Genomic DNA, 16,253 nt, shown 5'->3' on the forward strand with positions numbered 1-16,253 from the left:
AAATTCCCCAGTATCTGAGTAATTTTCGGGTAAACCCGCGACGTCTTCATCGACACTCAGGCGTACCATGTCATACGACGACATACTACACAGACCGCCACCCGGATGCCGACGCGGGCCACCGCCCCGTCCGCCGCCGCCCGACCGGAGACACGCTTGAACCCGCCCTCGCCCGCCCTGCCCGGACGCGACCCGCTCGCGTCCGCCGTCTCGAAAGTGAAGTGGCACGTGCTGCCGCTCGTGCTGATCATGTTCATCGCGAACTACATCGACCGCGTGAACGTCGGCTTCGTCGATCGCCACCTCGAGGCGTCGATCGGCATCGGCGCGGCCGCGTACGGCCTCGGCGCCGGGCTGTTCTTCGTCGGCTACGCGCTGTTCGAGGTGCCGTCGAACCTGCTGATGCAGCGCTACGGCGCACGCATCTGGCTGGCCCGGATCATGGCGACGTGGGGCATCGTCGCGGCCGCGATGGCGTTCGTGTGGAACGACACGTCGTTCTATGCGCTGCGCTTCCTGCTCGGCGCGGCCGAGGCCGGCTTCTTCCCCGGCGTCGTGCTGTACCTGTCGCAATGGCTGCCGCCGCAGGAGCGCGGCAAGGCGATGGCGATCTTCCTCGGCGGCTCCGCGTTCGCGTCGGTGCTGTCCGGGCCCGTCACCGGCGCGCTGCTGTCGATCCGCGGTTTCGGCCTCGCAGGCTGGCAATGGATGTTCCTGATCGAAGGGCTGTTCTCGGTCGCCCTGTGCGGCGCGAGCTGGCTGCTGCTGAAATCGCACATCCGCGACGCGACCTGGCTCACGGCCGAAGAACGCACGGCGCTGCAGAACGCGCTCGACGACGAGCGCGCGACGCGCGACGTCCGTTCGAACGTGCCGGTGCGCGCCACCGCGCTGCTGCGCGATCCGCAGATCATGCTGTTCTGCTTCCTGTATTTCTCGATCCAGCTGACGATCTACGCGGCCACGTTCTGGCTGCCGACGATCATCCGCAAGATGGGCGGGCTCACCGATTTCCAGGTCGGCCTGTACAACACGATTCCGTGGATGATCGCGATCGGCGCGATGTACGGCTTCGCGGTGCTGTCGTCGAAGTGGAAGCATCCGCAGCGCTGGCTCGCGGTCGCGCTGGTGCTCGCCGCGTGCGGGCTGTTCGCGTCGACGTCGCACGATCCGGTATGGTCGTTCGCGTCGATCTGCTTCGCCGCACTCGGCTTCAAGGCCGCCTCGTCGCTGTTCTGGCCGATCCCGCAGGGCTATCTCGACACGCGCGTGGCCGCGGCCGTGATCGCGCTGATCAACTCGGTCGGCAACCTCGGCGGCTTCGTCGCACCGACGGCGTTCGGCTATCTGAAGCAACATACGGGTTCGATCACGGGCGGGCTGTATGCGCTCGCGATCGCTTCGCTCGTCGCCGCGGTCGCCGCGCTGTTCGCGCGCACGCACCGGCGCAGCGATCCGCCGCGCGGCCTGCCGGCCGACGCGTCCTTCACGAACGCCTCGATGCTCCGCCATGCCGAACACTGACCGCCTGACCGTCGTCGTCTCGAATGCCGCCGACGGCGACCTCGCCACCTTCTCGCTCGCGGCCGACGGCACGCTTGCGCCGCTCACCCGCTATCCCGCGGCCGACGTCGCGATGCCGATCGCCGTGCCGGCCGACCGTGCGCGGCTCTACGTCGCGACGCGCGGCGAACAACCGACGATCGTCGCGTTCCGCGTCGTGCCTGCCACCGGCGCGCTCGTGCGCATCGGCACCACCGCGATCGACGCGAGCCATGCGTACCTGTCGCTCGACTGCAGCGGCCGCTGGCTGCTCGGCGCGTCGTACGGCGGGAATTCGCTGAGCCTCTACGACGCCGTGCGCGTGCGCGACGGCGACGGCACGCCGCTGCAGGTTACGGGCGGCATCGCGAACGCGCACGCGGTGATCGTGTCGCCGGACAACCGTTTCGCGTACGTCAGCTCGCTCGGCTCGGATCGCGTGTTCAGCTTCGCGCTCGTCGAGGACGCGGCCGGCCTGCACGCACGCGAACACGGCGAAACGCGCGTGCCGACCGGGTTCGGCCCGCGTCACCTGCAATTCGCGGATGACGGCCGCACGCTCGTCGTCGTCAGCGAATTCCAGGCCACGCTTGCGACGTTCGCGCGCGACCCCGACACCGGCCGGCTCGGCGATGCGCAGGTGAGCGCGCGCCATCCGGCCGTCGCCGAACTCGCGCAAGGCCATGCGCGGCCGCCCGCGCCCACCGAACCGTCCGTCTGGGCCGCCGACCTGCACCTGACGCCCGACGAGCGCTTCGCCTACGTGAGCGAACGCACGTCGAGCCGCCTGCTCTGCTATCGCCGCACCGGAGACGGCACGTTCGAACCCGCGCATGCGACCGCCACCGAAACGCAGCCGCGCGGGTTCGCGATCGACCCGTCGGGGCGCTGGCTCGTCGCCTGCGGCGAACAGTCGGAATATGTGTCGGTGTATGCGATCGCGCCGGACGACGGCGCACTGTCGCCGCACGCACGCGTGCCGGGCGGACGCGGGGCGAACTGGGTCGCGATCGTCTGAAGCCGTGACGCGCGACGCATGACGCAGCAGGCCCTCCACGCTGGCCGGTGCGTAACCGCGTTCAGCGCCGCTCGCTCGGTGCGACGCCCGTCCAGCGCTTGAACGCGCGCGTGAAATTGGCGCGATCCGTATAGCCGACGCGCGCGGCGATCTCGTCGACCGGCAGCCGCGTGCCTTCGAGCAACCGCAGCGCGTCGCGCAACCGGATCTCGTCGAGCAGCGTCGAATAGGTCGCGCCGTACTCGGCGAGCTTGCGTTTGAGCGTGCGCGCCGACACATGCAGTTCGCGCGCGACGTCGTCGACCGACGGATAGCCGCCCTCGCCGCAAATCAGCAGGTTGCGCACGCGCTCGACGATGCTTTCCGCATAGCCGAGCCGCGCGAGCTCGGCCTCGCACTGCTGCACGATCATCTGCGCGGTGTGCGCGTTCGCGGTACCGATCGGCTCGTCGAGCAACGCGGCATCGCAGCGGATGCGGTTCGCGCTCGCGTCGAAATGACAGCGCGGCAGCCGCGCGCGATAACGCTCGAACCACGGCGGCTCCGGCCATTCGAAATGGAGTTCGGCACGCGACTGCAGCGTGCGCCCCGGCACCGGATGCAGCAGCGAATTGAACAGGATCGCCGTCTCGACCAGGAAGTTCTCGACCGCGAACTGCCGCAGCCGGCCGAGCGGAAACGCCTCGAGCACGTCGATGTCGACGATCCCGTCGAGCTGCGCGAGCCGCACCGAAAAGAACGGCACGCGCGTCGGCAGGTAGCGGATGCCGAGCGGGATCGCCTCGCCGAGCGTCGCGCAGCTCATCAGCCCGAAGCCGATCAGTCCCGCTTTCGTCAGGCTGCTGCGCAGGCCGATCTCGATCGCGATCGACGGGTCGTCCGTCGCGTCGAGCAGGTTGAACACGATCGCCGCCTGCTGCAGCGGCGTGATGCGCGCATCGGGCTGCGCGAGCCGGTCGCGCTCGACGCCCGAGCCGGCCAGCAGGCGGCCGCCGTCGATGCCGCGCTCCTCGGCCAGCATCAGCATGAACAGCGCATACGCGGATGACACCGTCGCCTTGTTCAGCTGGCGCGCGGCATCCGGGACGGACAGGACCATGCGGCGGACTCCGGAGCGGTTTCGGCGGATTGTAGCGTCGCTGGCCCGCAATGACACCGGGGCGTGACTCTAGCCGCGCCGGCCGGCCATCGTGGCCCGAAATGACACCACCATTGGCACCGGCGGCCCTCGCGTGCGGTCCGGTGCGCGCCTATGCTTGTCACATCGGCATTGCGCCCCACCCTTTCCGCAGGAATCCCGGTCGATGAGCCAACCCGCACGAACCGCCTTTCGCCACGACGCGGACAAGGTCGCGTACGTCCGCCGCGAGGTCAATGCCGCGAGCGACGCGATCCGCGCGCGCTTTCCGCTGCTCGACAACCAGAACCTCGTCGGCGCGACCGTGATGGCCGTCTCCGTGAGCGCGATGCTCGCGATCGCGTGGCTGTATGCGCGCGGATCGATCGCGTGGTACGTCGCGCTGCCGCTCGCCGCGTTCGTCACGTCGCTGATCCACGAGCTCGAGCACGACCTGATCCACCTGATGTACTTCAAGAAGACGCCGTGGGCCTATCACCTGATGATGGCGCTGTGCTGGCTCACGCGGCCCGGCACGATCAACCCGTGGACGCGGCGGCGCATGCACCTGCATCACCACAAGGTGTCGGGCGGCGAATCGGATCTCGAGGAATTCGGCATCACGAACGGCGAGCGCTGGGGCGTGAAGCGCCTGCTGATGATCGCGGACGGCATGCTCGCCGTCGTGCTGCGGCCCACCGCGATGCGCCGCAAGGTGAAGCAGTATGTGGCCGCGCAGCCGGTGCAGGATCCGTCCGAGCGCCTGCAGTTGCGCGTCGAGCAGGTGTCGTCGTACATGCCGGTCGGTCACGTGTATTACGTGCTGTGGCACGCGTTCATCGTCTATCACGTCGGCCTGTTCGCGCTGCATGCGTTCGGCTACCCGGTGACGGTGCCGGCCATGGTCGAGCGCGTGATGAGCGTCGTCGATTTCCTGGCCGTGGTGTGGCTCGGGCCGAACTTCGTGCGCAGCTTCTGCATCAACTTCGTCAGCTCGAACATGCACTACTTCGGCGACATCGACTCGCGCAACGTGATCCAGCAGACGCAGGTGCTCAACCCGTGGTGGATGCTGCCGTTCCAGCTGTTCTGCTTCAACTTCGGCAGCACGCACGCGATCCATCACTTCGTGGTGCGCGACCCGTTCTACATCCGCCAGCTGACCGCACGCACCGCGCATGCGGCGCTGCGTGAAGTCGGCGTGCGCTTCAACGACGTCGGCACGTTCGCGCGGGCAAATCGCTGGAGCGGCTATCGTCCGGCGCGCGGCACGCGCCAGGCTCAGGCCGACGCGTAACGCACCGCCTCAACCGCCGATCGGCGGCATCGGCCCTTGCCCGCGGATCCACGACCAGTTCGCGAGTTCGGCCATTTCCTTGTCGCCACGGCTGTCGCCGTACGCGAACAACTGTTTCGGCGGCCGGTCGCCCCACCACCCGCGCAGCCGCACGACCTTCTGCGGCCCCCAGCAGTTTTCGCCGTCGAGCCGACCGACGAAGGCGCCACGCTCAAACGCCAGCCGAGTCGCGAGCACCGCATCGATGCCGGCCGTCTTCGCCCACTTCTCCAGATACAGCGACGGCGACGCGCTCACCAGCACGACTTCGTGCCCGCGTGCCCGATGCTCGCGGATGCGTTCGAGCATTTCCGGGCGCACGAGGCTCGGCAAATAGGTATCGACGAACGTGCGCGCCTGCGCATCGAGCGCCTCCTCGCGCACCGCCCCGAACGCGAACGACGCGAATTTCGCTTTCGCATCGCCACGCGACAGCAGCCCGGCCTTCATCGCAATGATCCACGGCAGCGCGCGCAGTCCGGCCCACGCGAAGCGCGGCGTGCCGACCGCATAGCGGACGAAATGGCGAAAGCTGTCGGTCGTCGTGATGGTGCCGTCGAAATCGAATGCGGCAACGATGCGGTCAGTCATGGAGAATCGGCGGGAAAGCGATGAGATGCCCGGGAAGATAGCAGACTCGCGCCGGTGCACGTGAAATGGCGTGACGCGACGTGGCCTGCGCAGCGAACACGCGCGCCGCAGCGCACGCGTTCGTGCCCGTCGCGCCGTGTGCTCAGCGCTGCGGCCGCGCCGCCAACGCCGCCGGCAGCACGACGTTCATCAGATGATCGGCGCGCGACAGCAGATCGGTCACGCGCTCGTCGAGCCCGCGCAATTGCGCGGGTTGCATGCGGATCTGCTGCACCGCCTGCCCAACGATGTTGCGGCGGTCGAACAGCGTGCGCTCGACGCCTGCATCGTCCGGTGCGCGCACGACGTCCGACACCGCACTCAGCGCCGCGAGCACGACCACGAGGTTTTCTTCCGCATGGCGGACCTTCGCAGCCAGATCCTCGGTGCGGCGCGGGAAGAAACCGAGCGACTGCTTGAGCGCCCCGATCGCCGCACGGTAGTCGACATGGCCCGTCGCCGCGCCGAACCAGCGTTCGAACATGCTGGCCTTGCGCGTCGCCTGCGCGAGCATGCCGGCCATCATGTCGGCCGCGCCGAGTTCGTTGAATTCACGCGTCGTGGCCGCCACGGCCTCGACGAGGTTGCCCGCCGTCTCCAGCGCGCCGTCACCGATCGTCGCGATCGTCGCGAGCTTGAGCGGCACCAGTTGCCGGATGTGCCGCTCGATGCGCGGCGCGTAGTCGGGATAGAGATTCGGGAAGCTGGCCTGCGCGGCGCGGAAGCACGCTTCGAGCTGCGAATGGTTCGATTCGCCGAACACCGCACGGCCGACCGCCTCGGCCGGCGCCGTTCGCACGGTCTTGCCGGACGCGGGCGCCGGCCCGAAGTCGAGCGCCTGCGGCGCCGGCCGCTCGGGCCCGCGCGCAACCGGCGCCGCGGCCGCGGGCGGCGCGTCGAACGCAAGACGCCCGGGCGTGCGCTCGGGCGTCATATCGAACTCGAGCCGCTTCGGCTCGTCGGACGGATTCGTCATCGCTGCTTCCTGCCCGGCGCGGCGGTATCCCGCCGGCCGGGCTGCCGCCAGTCAGACCGCGCCGCCGTACGCGCGCACGAAGTCGCCCAGGCCACGGTTGTAGCCGGCGCCGACCGCCTTGAACATGAAGTGGCCATCGCGGCGATAGAAGCTGCCGACCTGCACCGACGTCTCCATCGAGAAGTCTTCCTCGAGCGCGTACTTCGCGATCACCGCGCCCGACACTTCGTCGGCGATCTGGATGTAGCTGTTGCGCACCTGGCCGAAATTCTGGCGGCGCGCTTCAGCCTGGTCGATCGTCACGACCACCGAGATTTCCTCGATGTCCGCGGCCAACTTCGTCATGTCGATGAAGATCACCTCGTCGTCGCCGTCGCCGCTGCCCGTGCGGTTGTCGCCGCTATGCACGACACCCAGGCACTTCGACGCGGGCATCCCGCGCTTCGGGAAATCGTCGCCCGGCTGGATGAAGGTGTCCTTGCGCTCCATCGTGCGCACTTCGCTGTTGTAGAACACGAAGTGCTGATCCGAGATCAGCTTCGGATTGCTCTGCGCGTCGTACTTGCACAGGAACACCGACACGTCGAGATCGAAGTCCGTACCCGTGTCCGTCGCGTTCGCATCCCAACCGAGACCGATGCGGAACTTCTGCGTGCCGGGCGCTTCCTTCGACAGGTTGACGCGACCGCCTTTCGACAAATTGATCATCTGAACCTCTTCTGCTGGAACCGCCGTTGTGCCGGCGGCAATGCCGGGCCGCCCTGCGCGGCCCCTCGTTGATGGTGTTCGACCCGCACGCGACGCGGGGTCACTCGCCCGCTACAGCCGTGCGGTCTTCCTTGCGTTGCACGACGATCGACGACCACACGGCCGCCGCGATCATCGCCGCACCGACCAGGCCCGTGATGACCTCGGGCACCTCGAACTTCACGCCGAGGAACATGATCGTTGCGAGCGCACCGATTGCCCAGAACGCGCCGTGTTCGAGATAACGGTATTGCGCGAGCGTGCCCTTCTTCAGCAGCACGAGCGTCATCTCCCGGATATAGGCCGCGCCGACGCCGAGGCCGAGCGCGATCAGGAAGATGTTGTTCGACAGCGCGAATGCACCGATCACGCCGTCGAAGCTGAACGACGAATCGAGCACTTCGAGATACATGAAACCCGCGACGCCTTCGCGCACCACGCGCGTACCCGTCTCTTCGCCGCCGATCAGGTCGCCGATGCCGTGCGCGATCACGAAGCTGATCACGCCGAACGCCCCCGCGAGCAGGAAGGCCACCTGCTCGGCTGCCGGCACGTAGAGCGACGCGACGATGATGATGGCGAGCGTCAGCGCCACTTCCAGCGCCGTGATGCGGCCGAGGTGGCTCATCGGGCCTTCCAGGAAGCCGATCCAGTGTTCGTCCTTCTCGGTGTCGAGCATGAACTTGAAGAACACCATCAGCAGGAACGCGCCGCCGAATGCCGAGACCTGGTGATGCGCGGACGTGAGGATCGACGCGTACTGCGCCGGCGACTCGATCGCGAGCTTCAGCGCGTCCCACATGCCGATGTGGCCGATCACCGCGACGATCAGCAGCGGGAATACGAGCCGCATGCCGAACACCGCGACCGGCAGGCCGAACACCATGAAGCGGTTGCGCCACTTCTCCGACCAGTTCTTGAGCACCGAGGCGTTGACGACCGCGTTGTCGAGCGACAACGAGATTTCGAGCACCGACAGGACCGCGACGATCAGCATGTCCTTCACGCCGCCGAGGAGATAGGCCGCGATCAGCGCGAGCACCGTGAGCGACAACGGGATCTTGAAGTCTTTCAACATGATGGGGGTAATCGAGTTCGGGATAAAAGGCGTGCGGGCTGCGCTTACTTCGCGCGCACCCAGTTGCAGAATTCCTGCGTGATCAGCTGGTCGTAGATCTGTTCGTCGCTGACGTCGAGCGATTCGAGATGCAGGAAGCCGACGTTCGGCATCTCGTCCGCGACTTCCGCGAGGAAGCCGAATTCGCTCGGATCGCCGACGCCGACGAGCGACCAGTACAGCGGGTAGTGCTGCGACTCGGCGAGCAGCTGGCGCACGCGCTTGCGGTCGTTCTTCGGGTTCTGGCCGTCGGTGACGAACAGCACCCATGCGGGCAGATGGCCGTTCACCGGCGCGGCGGCGGCCGGCGCGGGCGCCTCGTCCGCTCCGCCGAACAGCCGGCTCAGGAAGCCGCGCTTCTCTTCGCGCTTCGGCGACGGCTCCGGCGCACGGAAGAAGAAGTCGACGATGTCGTTCATCACCGGCGCGTACTGCGTGCCGCCCCACTTGTCGATCCGCGCGTTGAGCACGTGGTCGGAAATATACGAGCCGTAGTTGTCCGGCGTCGCGGTCGGCAGGCGGTCGTAGCCTTCGGTGAAGGTCCACGTATCGACTTCGCCGTTGTCGTCGAACTTCAGTGCGATGCCGAGAATCCGGTCGTGCGTGTCCTGGATCACGCCCGACTGGTACAGCGGCTTCGCGGAGCCGGAGATGTCGAGCGCCGCGCCGACGCGCACGACGGGCGGCTTCAGGATCTGGCGTTTTTCGAGGACGATCGCGACCTTCGCCGCGCGTTTCTCAAGCGTAATCATGCGGTGTTCTCTCGGTTCTTTCAGTTGTGCTTCGGAGCGAATCGGGTGATCAGGTCCTGTTCGAGCTGGCGCAGGCGCGGTGCGTCCTGCTCACGCTGGCGGCGGCCGTCGGCGATGATCTGCGTGATGTCGTCGAATGCGCCGAACAGCTGCTGCTGCGCGTATTCGAACGTGTCGGTCGAGATCACCGGGCGCTGGCCCAGCTTCGCGACTTCCTGCGCGTTCTGGCGGTTCAGGTCGGCCTGCGCGCGGATCGCCTCGTCGGCCGCGTCGTACGTCGCATTGGCGAGCGCCGCCGCGCGCTTCGTGCTGAGCTGCTCGAGGTAGAGCGCGAACGCGTTGGTCCACGCGGGGATCAGCACGGTCTTGATCGTCATGAACTTCGACGTCAGCGTGCGTTTCTGGTCCTGCTCCATCCGGATCTGCGGCGCGAGCTGCTTCGACATCAGCATCGCGCGGTCGAGGTCGTCGAGCTTGCTTTCGAGCGCGTCGACCGTGCGCTTCACGTCGAGCAGGCGCTGTGCGGCGAACGCGTCGTCCACCGGCTGCTGGCCGGCCGCGAGATGCGCCCGCAGTGCCGCGAGCGCCGTTTCGCCGTGTGCCTTCGACTGCGCGAGCGCCTGGTGCAGCGCGTAGTTGTCGTTGTACATCCGCTCGAGCTCGTCGATGCCGGCCTTCTGGCGCTGCGCATGGTTCTCGAGCTCGACGACGAGCGTGTCCATCCGCTTGCTCACCGACTCGTATTGCGACAGCAGCTTCTCCTTGGTCGAGCGGAACAGCCGCGTGACCTGCGTGAGCAGCCCGCCCTTGTCGGCGCCGCGCGGGTCGAGCCCCTTCGCGGTCGCGATCAGTTCGTTGAGCTTGTCGCCGAACTGGTCGGCATCGGACGCGCGGACGCTGGCGAGAATCTGCTGGGAGAAGGCCGCGATCCGCGTGCCCTGCGTCGCGCCGAGCTGGTCGATCTCGTCGACGGTGATCAGGCGGACGTTCTCCGCCGGGCGTGCAGCCGGCACGGCAACGGCGGCGGCGGGCACGGCGACGGGTGACGAAGACGGGGTGGAAGGACGATCGCTGACCGCATCGGAGTTCTTGTCATCGAAGAGCGGCTTCATGTGGCTACCACGTTTCCTTTTCTGCTTTCTGCTGCGTGTTGTCATGCGCGCGAGGCGCGCATCCGCGATTGCCGTCGTGCTCTCTCACGTGCGGCAGACGGACAATAAAGGGCGACGACGCGGTGCGTCAAGAGATGCGAATCTTTCAATATCCATACGCTTCGTAATGTATGCGATGGAAGTCTCGATACGGCTCCCGGTGACGTGAGGACAAATGCCTTGATGGTGCGAGGACCTGCAATTCTCGGGAAACGTAGGTAGCGAATAACAGAAAGTATTTTGAAAGAATTGACCTCTGGCCATTCCACTGATTGTTACAGATTGCTTAATGCGCGAGAACCATTGTCGCGACGCATCAAGCGGCGGCGAGTCCGCCGAAGCCCGTCATGCAGACGCGCGATACATTGAGGCAATCGTCCTGTGGCGGGCTTTACTCCGAATAGCCCTGCGACGCCGGACGTGCATCATGACGACGGCCCCACCACGGCAAATACGCGTTGTTTTCACCGCGTGCACGGAACCAGTTCTTGCTGGTGTCGATCGGCGTCAGCTTCGACGGTGCGACCACCACCACTGCCGTCGGATGCTCGGTGTCGGTCGTTCCCGCCACGAGTACGTTTCCGCCGAGGTGCTTCGCTCGGCCGATCGCCAACGCGACATCGGTCAAGGCCGCGCCGGCACCCATGTCACCGAGCAATGCCGACGTATTGAAGGTCTGCGTGTGAAGGTCGTATCCCGGCCGCACCTCGGTCAGTGATCGCGACAACACGGCGGCCCTTGTCGATGCGGCATCGCTGCCCTTGCCTGCGTCGTGAATGACGTAATTCAGTGACGAGACCGTGACGCCTGCGTTGCTCGCCGCCGCGTCGATCGTCGATGCCCATGCCTGCACCACGCGGCTCGTGCGTTGCTTCGTCTCGAAATCGTCGATGTTGCTTCGTGCGGCCTTGCCGATCCAGGCCAGTGGTTCGCGCTCGGTCTTCAGATTCGGGCCGGCGAGGAACAGCAGCACCATGTTCTCGTTGATCTGTTCGTCCTGCGGCGGAAAGCTCGGCGCGTCCCAGTTCATCACCCAGACGCTTTTGTCGGGGTGAGCGGCCAGATAATCCAGTGCGGCGTTCAGCGACGTGAAGCCGGCGTTGCCTTGACCTGACGTCACGTGGACATCGGGTGGCGTATCGCGGCTCCACAGATCTTTTGCGGACGGGTTGCCGATTTCGAACATGCTTGCAATCTCGCCGCGCAAATATGACGCTGCCCGCTTGGGATTCAGTCGATCGCCGGGAATGGCCAGCTCGACGTGTATGCCAGCCAGCTCTCTCCAATTCCACCGCCAGCGCGAGCTGACGGTATAGAAGTAGTCGCCGTTCACGAAATAGCGAATGCGAAAAAGTACCAGGAGTTCGTTGACATACTTTTCATAGAACCCGGAAAACGACTCACGGCCCCGGCTACCATCCGCGACGATGGATATCGGTTGCAAGGTCGTGTATTTCGCGGGCTTGGTCCGCACCATATCGTCGTTGCTATTTGGCTTGACCAGCCCGAGCGTCCACAGCAGTTGCCACTCGGTGGGATAGTCGCGCCGTTGCAGCGGATTGAGCCATGCAAGTCCGACGACCTGGGCCACGCACGGGACTGCGGATGCACCCTCGACGGCTTGCGTCGATGCGGCGTTCATCTCCGCACGCACCGGCACGACCGACAGGATTGTCGCTGCCGCGATCACAACGGATTCGACGTGTCTGACAAGAGTGAGACGGGACATGAATATTCCTAATCAAGCTGGTCAGCAATACGTTGGCTGTCGACCAGCAGGCACCGGAGCCCGGCCGGAACCGGAACCCGCGTCTTCATTCCCAATGGCGAGTACGTCGTGACAATCGTCCCAACGACTCATTCCCTCCCGGACGACGCCAGACTCGAAATCAGCGTCGCGCCACACGAAGTCTTGTGACCGTCGAACGCCGCGGGTTTTCCGTCGACGATCACCTGCGGATCGCCTTCGGCGATAAAGCAGGCCTGATGCCCCGAGATCGGGCAGACGCACGTGTCGCCGAGCCGGGCGACCGGCCGCCCCATCACTTCACTGACCGCGCTGCCGGTCACGACCTGGCCGCCATGGCTCGTCGCGTCACCGACCCGAATGATGCCGCGCATGCGGGCTCCTTATTCCGAATAGCCTTGTGTCGTCGGGCCCGAATCGTGACGGCGCCCCCACCAAGGCAGGTACGCACTGTTTCCGCCACGTGCGCGGAACCAGTTCTTGCTGGTGTCGATCGGCGTCAATTTCGAAGGGGCGACGACAACCACCGCGGTCGGATGCTCGCTGTCGGTCGTTCCTGCAACGAGCACGTTTCCGCCGAGGTGATTCGCTCGGCCGATCGCGAGTACGACATCCGTCAGCGCCGCGCCAGCGCCCATGTCGCCGAGCAACGCTGATGTGTTGAAAGTCTGCGTACGGAAGTCGTATTCCGGCAACACTTCCGTCAGCGTTTGCGACAGCGAGGCGATCCGCGTCGATGCAGCATCGCTGCCCTTTCCTGCGTCGTGCACGACGAAATTCAACGACGATACGGGCACACCCGCATTGCTCGCCGCCGTATCGATCGTCGACTTCCATGCCTGTACCGCGCGGCTCGCGCCTTGCTTAGCCTCGAAATCCTTGATGTTGCCTCGTGCAGCCTTGCCGATCCAGGCAAGCGGCTCACGCTCGGTCTTCATATCCGGGCCAGCCAGAAACAGCACCACCATGTTCTCGTTGATCTGTCCATCTTGCGGCGGAAAGTTCGGCGCATCCCAATTCATTACCCACGCGCTTTTGTCCGGATGTGCAGCCAGATAGTCCAGCGCTGCGTTCAATGACGTAAAACCAGCATTCCCTTGCCCTGCCGTCACGTGTACATCGGGTGGCGTATCACGGGTCCAAAGATTTTTCGCGGACGGATTACCGATTTCGAAGATGGTAACGATGCGGTCGCGCAGATAGGAGCCAGCCGACGCAGGATCAACTCGGCCAGAAGGAACTGCCAGCTCGACATGCATGCCTGCCAACTCTCGCCACTTTCGTTGCTCGCTCGGGCTGACTGTATAAAAATAACCTTCGCCAGTAAAATACGGCACACGGAAGAGTATCAGCAGTTTATCGACATATTTCTCATAAAAACCAGAAAAAGATTCGCGCCCGTGACGACCATCCGCAACAATGGAAATTGGCTGCAACGTCGAATATTTACTCGGATTCGTTCGAACCATATCATCGTTGGCGTTCGGCTTGACCAGGCCGAGTGTCCACAATATTTGCCACTCGGTAGGGTAATCCCTGCGTTGAAGCGGATTCATCCAGCCAAGCCCTACGACCTGAGCAACGAAGGGTTTGGATGAACCAGCTCCAGCAATCGGAGTTGCCTTATCGGCCGACGATGCAGCGACTGCGCGTGGAGTTGCAATCACCGTTGCAAATGCAAACACCATGACTGCCACGAGGCCAGGGACCAGCACCAGTCGTTTCATCAGATTCCCCATACTCAATAACTCTCCCGCCGGCTTGCCGGACGAAATCAATATCAAAAACGATGCCCCTGAAGCAAGGAACAATGCAAGACCAGCAACCCCGACCCGACGCGGCCAAGTGGCAATGACCGCTCTCATAAAATCCCTCCCAACTTCAGGAAAAATCCGCCATCTCGCTCGTCATGTATCTTTGGCGGCATCTTTGCATGCTCATCTTTCTTTGCCCAATCATGCAAAAATAAATCCCCATACTTTCCAGTGTTTATATAATCAGCCAACTTAAAATTCGGATCACCCTTCATTACTTCGCTGGCGAATCGCCAGTCGGCCTGAAGTCTTGCATTCTCAAAGTCATCTTCTGTCAGATAACAAAGGCCGATCGCCACATCATAGGCCAGTGCCCTCTCAGCATGGTCCTTGTTGGTCATGATGGTCGAATGGTTGGTGGGGTTGTTCTTGTCCCCTCCGTTCAGGATCGCGAAGATCTCCTTGTTTCTCCATTCGATATAATCAGCGCTCGCTGCGTCCGGATTGTCCTCTCCGATCACTTTTCCTGCCTCGTTGACCCAGCGGCGGTTCCCTGATCTTCGCGCTTCCATCCGGAGAATGGAATGATCCTCGTATCGCTGCGCAGCCTCGGATGCTGCGTTGCCCTTCGCTTTCAGCGCGTCTCCCTCAGGAGTGGCGAATTTTTCCGACTGTTTGTCGAAGTTGTCGTACGGATCGTCATCCCGCTTGTTCTTCTTGTTTGCATCGAGCCCAGCCGACGGCGGATCGTAGCCCTCGTTGAAGTCTCCTCCTTCGAGCTGTTTCCCGTTCGCATCGCGCGCACCCGATGGCTCGCCATAGCGCAACGCCTTTGGAAAGAAGCGCGTTTCCTTGTCGAGCATCGGTGCGGTAATCGGTATTTCCCATTTTTCCGGAGGCAGGGCATTGACCTCCATGTCCGACAAGTTGAACAGGTAAACGGCCGGGCTCGTTACAAACGTGAAAAACTTCGCGATCCACCCTTCATTGGAATGCATGCCTCGCGCAAACCCGTACCGCGCGGGCGGTGATGGCGGATACCAAAAACCCTCCGTTTTGTTCTTGCTGCTACGCCAGTCATCCTCCCAATACCGGTATAGCTTGCTGTCACCGCCAACTTCGAAATTCGACGCGAACACGCGTTGCGAGAAAACACCCCATGCGTTCGTCGCACTGATCTCTTCAATACTCATGCCGCGCCAGCCGATCCCTTGAACGGTCAGAGCTGAAATGACCTGATCATGCGGGCAGCAGTACAGCGTCACTCTTCCGTAGGTGTTTGTCCCGTACAACCCGTGCGCCTCCCGATCTTTGGCAGCGCTATACGGCTTCCCCCCGTTCTTCGACGGCCTTGCGTTTTCCATTGCCCGATCGAGATCCTCTGCAGGCATCTCGAGATCGGCTTGAGCGCGCAGGATATCGAAGTACTCCCTCAGCGTTTCCTTGCGTGCGACATAGGTCTCGCGCCCCACGTGCCCGTTCTTGTCGCGTACCCCGCGCTGTGCCCAGGTATCGGTGAAGTTGCTCTCCACGAGGCTGTACGGCGGATTGGCGAGAACATAAGTGTCCGCGACGCAGCGTCCTGTCTTGCCCCACTGATCCGTCACCTCGGGCAACCGGTCGCCAAGGAATGCAGCGGCGAGCCCGATCATGTTTCCCTGGCTGTGGCACACGATCGTGATCGGCACGTCGGCCTGCCGCTTGCGGATCCATTCGACCAGGCGCGCAAGTCGCAGTGCACCCAGCACGCCATAAGCGCGCGGCGGTGTCGAATAGATCTTGCGATTGCCGATCGAATTCATGTGCTGGACGGTCAGCCACAGAAAAAGCCGGTCGTGCAACCCGTCATTCCACAGATCCGGCAGACTCGAACACCCGCCCGCGAACGGCCCGCCGCCCCAATAATTGTTCTCGTTGAGCATGATCTTGTCGCCATACTTCTTCAGCTCGTCAGCATTCGCTGAGTAGCCCCACCGGAAGTGAATGACAGGCGAAAAAGACGGATCGGACTTGATGTACGTCTGCGAGGACATTTCCGGATTCAGAAATCCGTCAGGTGTCAGGCTTTCGATATAGCTGACCGGCGTCATCTGCCCGGCCACCGGCCCAAAATGGAACAGTTGATCGTCATACCGCCCCATGCGCCGGTTCAATCCAGCGCACAGCCCTTCCTCGGCGTCCTTGAACCACTCGCCCTCCGAATTCACCCCATGAACGAAAATGACGACGCCCGGCAGCGGCATCTGCATCACGCATTGGAGGTCGTTCCGATTGAACAGCGTCGTCCCCGCTCCACCACCCACCGCCATCTTCGACGGGTCGTCCGGGTTCTGCGAAAAGTTGTAGTTGAACATGTTGTTTTTCTT

14 protein-coding genes are annotated in these 16,253 nt (G+C 64.0%); 3 read left to right on the forward strand and 11 right to left on the reverse strand.

What is annotated here, in order from left to right:
• Window positions 1–156: 156 nt before the first annotated feature.
• Window positions 157–1,524: an MFS transporter gene (locus tag LGM56_RS24805; RefSeq protein ID WP_226207035.1), complete on the forward strand. Its 1,368-nt coding sequence runs from the start codon at window positions 157–159 to the stop codon at window positions 1,522–1,524.
• Window positions 1,511–2,560 (forward strand): lactonase family protein, encoded by a 1,050-nt coding sequence (locus LGM56_RS24810; RefSeq protein ID WP_226207036.1) that lies wholly within the window; start codon window positions 1,511–1,513, stop codon window positions 2,558–2,560. Before LGM56_RS24805 ends, LGM56_RS24810 begins: the two co-directional genes overlap by 14 nt.
• A gap of 61 nt (window positions 2,561–2,621) precedes the next feature.
• Here the strand turns inward: LGM56_RS24810 and LGM56_RS24815 are convergent, their stop codons facing one another.
• Window positions 2,622–3,659 (reverse strand): AraC family transcriptional regulator, encoded by a 1,038-nt coding sequence (locus LGM56_RS24815; RefSeq protein ID WP_226207037.1) that lies wholly within the window; start codon window positions 3,657–3,659, stop codon window positions 2,622–2,624.
• Between the two features lie 205 nt (window positions 3,660–3,864).
• Here LGM56_RS24815 and LGM56_RS24820 point away from each other — a divergent pair, with 205 nt between their 5' ends.
• A complete protein-coding gene (locus LGM56_RS24820) occupies window positions 3,865–4,974 on the forward strand; it encodes a fatty acid desaturase (RefSeq protein ID WP_226207038.1) in 1,110 nt (369 codons plus the stop codon).
• 9 nt (window positions 4,975–4,983) lie between these two features.
• Here LGM56_RS24820 and LGM56_RS24825 read toward each other — a convergent pair whose 3' ends face one another.
• The 10 genes from LGM56_RS24825 to LGM56_RS24870 all read right to left on the reverse strand — a co-directional run bounded on the left by LGM56_RS24825 (window position 4,984) and on the right by LGM56_RS24870 (window position 16,241).
• On the reverse strand, window positions 4,984–5,604 hold the full coding sequence (locus LGM56_RS24825; protein WP_226207039.1) for an HAD family hydrolase: 621 nt from the start codon (window positions 5,602–5,604) through the stop codon (window positions 4,984–4,986).
• 142 nt (window positions 5,605–5,746) lie between these two features.
• A complete protein-coding gene (locus tag LGM56_RS24830) occupies window positions 5,747–6,619 on the reverse strand; it encodes a hypothetical protein (protein WP_226207040.1) in 873 nt (290 codons plus the stop codon).
• A gap of 51 nt (window positions 6,620–6,670) precedes the next feature.
• On the reverse strand, window positions 6,671–7,327 hold the full coding sequence (locus LGM56_RS24835) for a TerD family protein (RefSeq protein ID WP_089425818.1): 657 nt from the start codon (window positions 7,325–7,327) through the stop codon (window positions 6,671–6,673).
• 100 nt (window positions 7,328–7,427) lie between these two features.
• On the reverse strand, window positions 7,428–8,444 hold the full coding sequence (locus LGM56_RS24840; protein ID WP_089445994.1) for a DUF475 domain-containing protein: 1,017 nt from the start codon (window positions 8,442–8,444) through the stop codon (window positions 7,428–7,430).
• A 44-nt stretch (window positions 8,445–8,488) separates the two neighbouring features.
• Window positions 8,489–9,235, reverse strand: coding sequence for a VWA domain-containing protein (locus tag LGM56_RS24845; protein ID WP_089495210.1), 747 nt, complete (start codon window positions 9,233–9,235; stop codon window positions 8,489–8,491).
• 20 nt (window positions 9,236–9,255) lie between these two features.
• Window positions 9,256–10,347 carry a toxic anion resistance protein gene (locus LGM56_RS24850; protein ID WP_226207041.1) on the reverse strand — a complete coding sequence of 364 codons (1,092 nt, stop codon included), beginning with the start codon at window positions 10,345–10,347 and terminating at the stop codon, window positions 9,256–9,258.
• 430 nt (window positions 10,348–10,777) lie between these two features.
• A complete protein-coding gene (locus LGM56_RS24855; RefSeq protein ID WP_226207042.1) occupies window positions 10,778–12,115 on the reverse strand; it encodes a virulence factor in 1,338 nt (445 codons plus the stop codon).
• Window positions 12,116–12,243: 128 nt separating this feature from the next.
• The gene (locus tag LGM56_RS24860; RefSeq protein ID WP_011352637.1) at window positions 12,244–12,507 is read right to left on the reverse strand and encodes a PAAR domain-containing protein; all 264 of its coding nucleotides are present in this window, start codon (window positions 12,505–12,507) and stop codon (window positions 12,244–12,246) included.
• Window positions 12,508–12,516: 9 nt separating this feature from the next.
• Window positions 12,517–13,998, reverse strand: coding sequence for a virulence factor (locus LGM56_RS24865; protein WP_226207043.1), 1,482 nt, complete (start codon window positions 13,996–13,998; stop codon window positions 12,517–12,519).
• Window positions 13,995–16,241, reverse strand: a complete 2,247-nt coding sequence (locus tag LGM56_RS24870; RefSeq protein WP_226207044.1) for a hypothetical protein — start codon at window positions 16,239–16,241, stop codon at window positions 13,995–13,997. The genes LGM56_RS24865 and LGM56_RS24870 overlap by 4 nt, the downstream gene beginning before the upstream one ends.
• Window positions 16,242–16,253 lie beyond the last annotated feature (12 nt).

This window comes from Burkholderia sp. AU38729, from assembly GCF_020419725.1.
GTDB lineage: Bacteria > Pseudomonadota > Gammaproteobacteria > Burkholderiales > Burkholderiaceae > Burkholderia.

Coding starts and splice junctions, on each gene's coding strand:
- LGM56_RS24840 (WP_089445994.1), bottom strand. CDS start 8,444: ATGTTGAAAGACTTCAAGATCCCGTTGTCGCTCACGGTGCTCGCGCTG.
- LGM56_RS24810 (WP_226207036.1), top strand. CDS start 1,511: ATGCCGAACACTGACCGCCTGACCGTCGTCGTCTCGAATGCCGCCGAC.
- LGM56_RS24865 (WP_226207043.1), bottom strand. CDS start 13,998: ATGAGAGCGGTCATTGCCACTTGGCCGCGTCGGGTCGGGGTTGCTGGT.
- LGM56_RS24855 (WP_226207042.1), bottom strand. CDS start 12,115: ATGTCCCGTCTCACTCTTGTCAGACACGTCGAATCCGTTGTGATCGCG.
- LGM56_RS24835 (WP_089425818.1), bottom strand. CDS start 7,327: ATGATCAATTTGTCGAAAGGCGGTCGCGTCAACCTGTCGAAGGAAGCG.
- LGM56_RS24820 (WP_226207038.1), top strand. CDS start 3,865: ATGAGCCAACCCGCACGAACCGCCTTTCGCCACGACGCGGACAAGGTC.
- LGM56_RS24815 (WP_226207037.1), bottom strand. CDS start 3,659: ATGGTCCTGTCCGTCCCGGATGCCGCGCGCCAGCTGAACAAGGCGACG.
- LGM56_RS24845 (WP_089495210.1), bottom strand. CDS start 9,235: ATGATTACGCTTGAGAAACGCGCGGCGAAGGTCGCGATCGTCCTCGAA.
- LGM56_RS24850 (WP_226207041.1), bottom strand. CDS start 10,347: ATGAAGCCGCTCTTCGATGACAAGAACTCCGATGCGGTCAGCGATCGT.
- LGM56_RS24830 (WP_226207040.1), bottom strand. CDS start 6,619: ATGACGAATCCGTCCGACGAGCCGAAGCGGCTCGAGTTCGATATGACG.
- LGM56_RS24870 (WP_226207044.1), bottom strand. CDS start 16,241: ATGTTCAACTACAACTTTTCGCAGAACCCGGACGACCCGTCGAAGATG.
- LGM56_RS24825 (WP_226207039.1), bottom strand. CDS start 5,604: ATGACTGACCGCATCGTTGCCGCATTCGATTTCGACGGCACCATCACG.
- LGM56_RS24860 (WP_011352637.1), bottom strand. CDS start 12,507: ATGCGCGGCATCATTCGGGTCGGTGACGCGACGAGCCATGGCGGCCAG.